A 6,375-nucleotide genomic window follows, 5' to 3' on the forward strand; every position below is an offset into this window, starting at 1 on the left:
CTGGGAAGCCAGAAGCACCTGATGTGAAAATTCTATTTCTAATTTCATCAGTTCTTGGTGGTACAATACAGTTCGTTGTAAATAAAATTGGTCCATTAAATGGTCCAAACTCATCTACTTGACGCCACCATGAGCCACCGTAGTTACCGGCAAAGTTATCATATTTTTTAAAGAACGGATAGTAATGAGCTGGTAACATTTCACTATGGGTATAAACGTCAACGCCTGTTCCTTGAGTCTGCTCTAATAATTGCTCAAGATCTGTAAGATCATGACCAGAAATCAAGATTGCAGGATTCTTTCTTACGCCGATGTTGACGCTTGTAATTTCAGGATTACCGTATTTTGATGTATTGGCTTCATCGAGAAGTGCCATAGCCGAAACACCAAACTGGCCAGTTTTAAGGGTTAATGCCACCAGTTGATCTGCTGTCAATGAATTATCTAAAGTTGCAGCAAGTGCTTCATAAATGAATGCGTTGATTTCTACATTTTCTTTCCCAATATTGAGGGCATGATGAGTATAAGCTGCCATACCTTTAAGTCCATAAATGATAAGTTCTCTGAGTGATCTAACGTCTTCGTTTTCAGTCGCAAGCACACCAACCACAGATGCTTTTTCAAGCATTGAAGCTCTATCTGTAACTGTGAATAGGCCTGCATCACCTAGTTGAACACCAGAAGTTTTTAGTTTAAGTTCATCTCTTAAACGAATCATGTTTTGAATTTGCTTTTCAATAGCCGCTTCGTCAAAATTCGCGTTTGTAATGGTAATAAAAAGACTCTTAAGTACTTCATGATTGACTTCACTTAGTGCGTTCACATCTAATTTCCCTTTTGTGACCACTTCAGAAACACCCTTACATGCGTAAATGAGAAGATCTTGAAGCTTTGCAACTTCTTCGTTTTTTCCGCAAACACCTTTGACTGTACAGCCGGTATTTTTTGCAGTTTCTTGACATTGGTAACAGAACATGCTCATGATAATCCTCCTTATTTTGTTCTAATTTTGAGGGGCCGGTGCTTTCACCACAATGAGTTCTAACACTTCAGCATCTAAATTTTTAACATTCATTTTGATGTTAAAAGGTATTTTAAGAACTGTGCCTGCCTCATATAGACAAACTTCCTGTTCACCTAACCCAATTGACAATTTACCCCTTAAAACGGTCATGTAAACGGTAGAGTTTGAAAAGTGTTCAGGTAGTCCCTCATTCTGATTAAATATCATGTGAATGTAATGGACATTCTCGTCCTGAATTACTTTTTCCACTAAGCGATCATTTCCCATTGTAATTTTATATACTTGTTCAATCATTTTAATCACCTTTCCTTTAATCATTGGTTATAGTATACTTTATTTGGTATATCAAAACTGTAACAGCTGTTACACTTTTTCAGGAGGTCATATGCTTCTAGATGTAAATTTTTTGTTAAATAACCCGCTATTTAAAGACTTGGACTTAAATACACTTTTGGAGTTAATAGATTTTGATCACTGTATTATAGGCAACTATAAAAAAGGAACACTCATTGTACAGGAAGGTGAGCCGTGCAGCTCTATCGGATTTGTTCTTTCTGGCGTTTTAGCCATACAACAACTCACACCTACCGGTGAACTTCTAACCGTTAAGATGTTTAACGCCAATGATGCTTTCGGAACTGCTCTCTATAGTTCAAAAGAGCCAAAGTATCCATTTACTTTAATGACTATGAAAAACAGCAAGGTACTTTATCTGCCTTTTGAACAAGTTCGCAGTCTATTAAAAGCTAATCCAATATTCAATGATAACTTTATAACCTTTTTATCATCAAGGGTTCTAAGTTTTAAAGAAAAACTACAAATGCTTCAATACAAGGACGTTCGCTCAAGGCTAATGCTCTACTTGTCAAACGAGTTCAAAATCAGTGGCTTGCAAACCTTCAAACTTCAGCACTCGAAATCAGCGATTGCCGATATCATCGGTGTTGCCAGACCCTCTGTTTCCCGGGAACTAAAAAACATGGCCGATGATCATCTCATTCATACTTCTGGGCAAATGATCACGCTTTTAAAACCGGAGCTATTTTGATTCAGCTACTATTTTGAGGTGTTTTCTCCTACCTTTGATGAAATAATCAATTGATCACCATCTTCATTTTGAGTGATTTTGGAAGTTTTCAACGCTTCTCTGTTTTGAGTTGCTTCTGGTGTCTTTTCTGAACTCCCCTGATTCATTAGTGCCATTGCTTCTGCCTTAAGCCGGCTCATTTCAGGCCGATTAATTTCACTTCTAGCTTGCATATAAGCATTTTGAATTGCTTTAATTTCGGGTGTAATTTTCATTTCAGCCTCCCAGTGTAATGAATCGCATTTTTAGGACACACCATAGTGCACGCTTGACATTGGTGACAGGTTGACGGATCAATTTGCGCTACCTTAGTTAAGCGATCCACACTTATGGCTTTAGATGGACAAACGGTTTCACATTTTTTACAACCAATACACAGGTCTGATTCAACTTTTGTTGAAAATTTAGCCCACCGACCCGTTAAACTTAGTAATGCGCCATATGGGCAAATATGATTGTGGAAAACCCACTCTTCATATCTCAACGTTACTAAGATAGATACTGCCATCAATAAAACTAAAATTGGTACCTCTTGATGGAATACTTTTTTTGATAAAACCATCGTAGCAACCATCATTAACAACACACTCCAAGGTAGGTATTTGCTTTGAAGCACTTTAGGAACTGACTTTGTTCGCCAATTTAATTTTTTAGAAAGTTTCTCCGTTGCCCCCATAGCTGTATTCATTGGACAAATGTAACCACAATAGAATCTCCCAAAAATTGTAGCTCCCATCAAACTGATTAGGAACAAACCCAACCATATGAACATATTTCCTTTTGCAATAATGAAAAAGAAAATTAATAAGAATGCCAATTGAATTAACTTCCTGTATTTTTTCATTTTATGATGCACCCCCACTCGCATTAATGGTAATCGCTTGAGTTGGACATTTACTCACGGTTTTAAGAATTATTGTCATATTACCCGAATTCACATTTTCTAAGCGGGCATAAGCCTTTTGATCAATAAGCTCATAAACCTCAGGCATCATTTTTACACAGATGCCACATCCAACACAATAATCTTGGTTAACAGCGACTTTCGGTTTTGAGTGATCTGTTACAACATTAACCATTTCTTTTTTACTTATCATTTTACCCATGAGCCATGCCATGATGAGAATTGCAGCTACAGTCAAAACCCAACGAATACTCATGAAAGTAACGCCTAGAAATTTTGCCTCATTTGCCAGCATTGGTACTTTTATAACCGCCCATGAGCTTAAGATAATGACGATATTAGCTACACTTGCACCTTTAGTCATTAACATTTTACTGATAGGAAAGGCTGCATAAATCGGACCTGCTGATATACTCCCTAATACAAGAGACAATAGATTACCTAAAAGTCCAGATTTTTCACCAAAGTGTTTGATAATCCATTCTTTTGGAACAAGTGCCTCAATGACCACCGTTAGTAAAAAAATAACAGGTAACACTTCAAACATTTCTATCAAATAGTAAATACTATTTTTAATGGCTGTTGTAGCTTTATCCGGCATCAAGGCAAATAGAATTAGATAAATTACTGCAACAATTATTAGCAACTTGTTTTTCTTAATCATCGTTTTTACAGTCATAGCAACACCCCCATAGCCGCAGCAATGATAAGTGCCATGACAAAACTAAGTACATTTCGGATCAATGCGAATTTAAATCCAAATTCTTTCTTTTCAAGTGGAAAAGTCACTATTCCCACCATTGTGAGTGTCGTTAAGAAAGCAACTGCAGGAACAATACTCGCTCCTACATCCACAAATGATCCTACCAGTGGAAAAGCAACAAAAGCAGGTATTAAGGTTACGCTTCCAGCAACTGCTGCTACAAGAGTCGCCAGTGTTGTATTTTCTGAACCTAAAACACTTTTTATAGACTCGGGTGGTATAAAGGTCAATACAATTCCAATAATGAAAATAATTGCGATTATTTCTCCAAGCATATTTCCCATCATACCTTTTGATTTTTTCATTGCTTCAAAGGTCTTCTTCTTGCTTTTGACTAGTGATAGACCAGTTAAAGCAATTGAAATGCCCCAAAATGACAGTGTAAATACATCCATTTGAAAATCTCCTTCCCATTCTTTTAGACAAAGTATATACTATAGTCAAAAAGAGTGGCGTTACCTCGGTAACTCCAGAAAGGATATTTAATGAATTTGCCAACAAACATTTTTAACGATTTTTCACTTTTGAAGACTATACCCGAAAGTTATTGGGAACAGAACCTTAATGCCAATAAGCATATTCAAGTAAACAAATATTCACAAGGCGAAATCATACATTTTGATGGTGATTGCTGTAGTTCAATTGACGTTATTTTGAATGGACAAGTTGTCATAGAACGGATTGATGATGCCGGAAATTTGATGAGGATTACCGAGTTTTCCCCCGACGATATTCTTGGGGGCAATTTATTATTTTCTAAGAATCCTTGCTATCCAATGATGGTAACTGCTAAAACAGAGGTAATGTTGCTCAGCATCGCCAAGAATCTCGTTTTTGATTTTTGTGCAACAAATAAAGATTTCTTAAAAGTTTACTTAGAATATATTTCCGATCATTCACTATTACTGGGTGACAAACTTAAACATTATGTGAATCGTTCTATTCGCGAAAGTATCATCGCTTATTTAAAAAGCGAATATAAAATACAGAAGAGTCAGACGCTTCAACTTCGCTTAACAAAAAAAGAACTTGCTGATCGTATTGGGGTGCAACGCACTTCGCTGTCACGGGAATTACAGAAGATGAAGAATGAAGGACTTGTTGAATATGATAAGTCCAGTATTTCTATACTTGTTCAGAGTATACTTTTATAAATTTGAACATATTATCTGTAGCGATAGAACCTTAGAGCATTTTAAACTCCGCCTGCATAACAACCTCTTCTTCTTCAGCCCAGAGCTGCTCCATGTCTTCTCTGGTTGCTACCGCTATGTCTTTAGGTTCTGCTTCTCCCATCTGTATTGGAGCAAGGTGTGGAATAATCTCTCGGCACAAATTCTGATCCGGGCAATTCTTAAGAAATCCACCAAATACAGACTCACAAATCAAGTTGTCACACATATCCGTCATGATGATCTTATCCGCTGTATAAGCATTCTTCCCAATGAAATTGGCAATGTTTTCTGCTGTCATTTTGAACATGTAATCGGTATGCGTTCCTTGATCTTCTCTCTTAAAAACACAGGCATATCCAAGGTTACCGTCTTCCATCAGTTGATATAATTCATCTCTCGTCATCGTCATTTCTCCATTCTTAGTGTTGTTTGGACAGCTGTTTAGTTTCACAACCTTAGCTCATCCAAACAGAAAAACCGCAGCTACATATACAGCCACGGCCATTATTCCTTATCTGATATCCCTATTTATTAGTCTTCGTAGTAGTCAACACTCTCAGTCATTACAATCCCGGAGTGAAACTGTATGGTTATTTTCATGCCCTTATTCACCTTGATGCTGTAGATTAACCTTTTCACCAGTTCTTGATCAAACTCTCTTACCTCTGGGTTTACGGTCTTGATTGCCTTGTCCAGTTCATCTATTCTTTCAGCATAGTTCTCTGCTTGCTTCTGTGCCCTTACAAGCTGTATTTTCGTCTGTTTTAGCTCGTTTATCTGCTCGGATAACTTTCTGTATGCTTCATCAAACTCTTCGCTGACAGCGCCTTGTCGTGCGTTATCTTCGATGAGCGTCAGCATCTGTTTTTGCAGGGCATCGATCTGGTCATCGTATTCAGTTGTAACCCCTTTGGTGCTATAGTTACCGATGACTCGGATCACATTCTCTCTAAAGGTTCCGATAAAATCGCCGTTATTTTCGACCACTTTATTAATCGCCTTCATGATTGCATCGTGCAGTTGCTCTTCTTTAAGAGTTGGCGAGTGATGGCATTTGGAACTTGTCCCTTGTTTAAGTCTGTCCTCACAGCGCCATACCGCTGACTTTTGACCGTATTTGGACCATGTCTGCCTTCTGTATGAGTGTCCGCATTCTCCGCAAGTAAGGAGTTCAGTCAGAACATACTTTGAGCTGTATTTGCTCTTTTCTTTCTTGGCCTTATTTGCCTTTCTTGTTACTGCGGCTTTATTGAGACTTGCTCTTCTGGCTTTTTCAACCTGTACTTGGTGAAACAACTCTTTTGGGATAATCGCCTCATGGTTGTCTTCGATATAGTACTGTGGCGCATACCCTTGGTTCTTGACCTTCTTCTTCGTGAGGAAGTCGATGGTATAGGTTTTCTGCATGCAGGCATCTCCGCA

Annotated in this window: 10 protein-coding genes; 2 read left to right on the forward strand and 8 right to left on the reverse strand. The window is 37.9% G+C overall.

Annotation, left to right across the window (positions count from 1 at the left end):
- Together hcp and AC220I_RS16455 are read right to left on the reverse strand one after the other, a co-directional pair.
- Positions 1-982 (reverse strand): hydroxylamine reductase (gene hcp / locus AC220I_RS16450; protein ID WP_486724949.1); only part of this gene is annotated, 982 nt, incomplete at its 3' end.
- 21 nt (positions 983-1,003) lie between these two features.
- Positions 1,004-1,318, reverse strand: coding sequence for a cupin domain-containing protein (locus tag AC220I_RS16455; RefSeq protein WP_486724950.1), 315 nt, complete (start codon positions 1,316-1,318; stop codon positions 1,004-1,006).
- Positions 1,319-1,409: 91 nt separating this feature from the next.
- On the opposite strand from AC220I_RS16455, the gene AC220I_RS16460 reads away from it, so the two are divergent.
- Entirely contained in the window at positions 1,410-2,072 is a 663-nt protein-coding gene (locus AC220I_RS16460) for a Crp/Fnr family transcriptional regulator (protein WP_486724951.1), read from the forward strand.
- Between the two features lie 8 nt (positions 2,073-2,080).
- Here AC220I_RS16460 and AC220I_RS16465 read toward each other — a convergent pair whose 3' ends face one another.
- The 4 genes from AC220I_RS16465 to AC220I_RS16480 are packed head-to-tail and all read right to left on the reverse strand — an operon-like array spanning position 2,081 to position 4,173.
- Positions 2,081-2,326, reverse strand: coding sequence for a hypothetical protein (locus tag AC220I_RS16465; protein WP_486724952.1), 246 nt, complete (start codon positions 2,324-2,326; stop codon positions 2,081-2,083).
- Positions 2,323-2,955 carry a 4Fe-4S binding protein gene (locus tag AC220I_RS16470; protein WP_486724953.1) on the reverse strand — a complete coding sequence of 211 codons (633 nt, stop codon included), beginning with the start codon at positions 2,953-2,955 and terminating at the stop codon, positions 2,323-2,325. Before AC220I_RS16470 ends, AC220I_RS16465 begins: the two co-directional genes overlap by 4 nt.
- A 1-nt stretch (position 2,956) precedes the next feature.
- The gene (locus tag AC220I_RS16475) at positions 2,957-3,694 is read right to left on the reverse strand and encodes a permease (protein ID WP_486724954.1); all 738 of its coding nucleotides are present in this window, start codon (positions 3,692-3,694) and stop codon (positions 2,957-2,959) included.
- Positions 3,691-4,173 (reverse strand): permease, encoded by a 483-nt coding sequence (locus tag AC220I_RS16480; RefSeq protein ID WP_486724955.1) that lies wholly within the window; start codon positions 4,171-4,173, stop codon positions 3,691-3,693. The genes AC220I_RS16475 and AC220I_RS16480 overlap by 4 nt, the downstream gene beginning before the upstream one ends.
- A 90-nt stretch (positions 4,174-4,263) precedes the next feature.
- Here AC220I_RS16480 and AC220I_RS16485 point away from each other — a divergent pair, with 90 nt between their 5' ends.
- Positions 4,264-4,932, forward strand: coding sequence for a Crp/Fnr family transcriptional regulator (locus AC220I_RS16485; RefSeq protein ID WP_486724956.1), 669 nt, complete (start codon positions 4,264-4,266; stop codon positions 4,930-4,932).
- Positions 4,933-4,963: 31 nt separating this feature from the next.
- Here AC220I_RS16485 and AC220I_RS16490 read toward each other — a convergent pair whose 3' ends face one another.
- Together AC220I_RS16490 and AC220I_RS16495 are read right to left on the reverse strand one after the other, a co-directional pair.
- On the reverse strand, positions 4,964-5,356 hold the full coding sequence (locus tag AC220I_RS16490; protein ID WP_486724957.1) for a resolvase: 393 nt from the start codon (positions 5,354-5,356) through the stop codon (positions 4,964-4,966).
- A gap of 128 nt (positions 5,357-5,484) precedes the next feature.
- The coding region (locus AC220I_RS16495; protein WP_486724958.1) for a recombinase zinc beta ribbon domain-containing protein at positions 5,485-6,375 on the reverse strand (891 nt) is incomplete at its 5' end.

The sequence above is a fragment of the Fusibacter sp. genome (assembly GCF_057447755.1).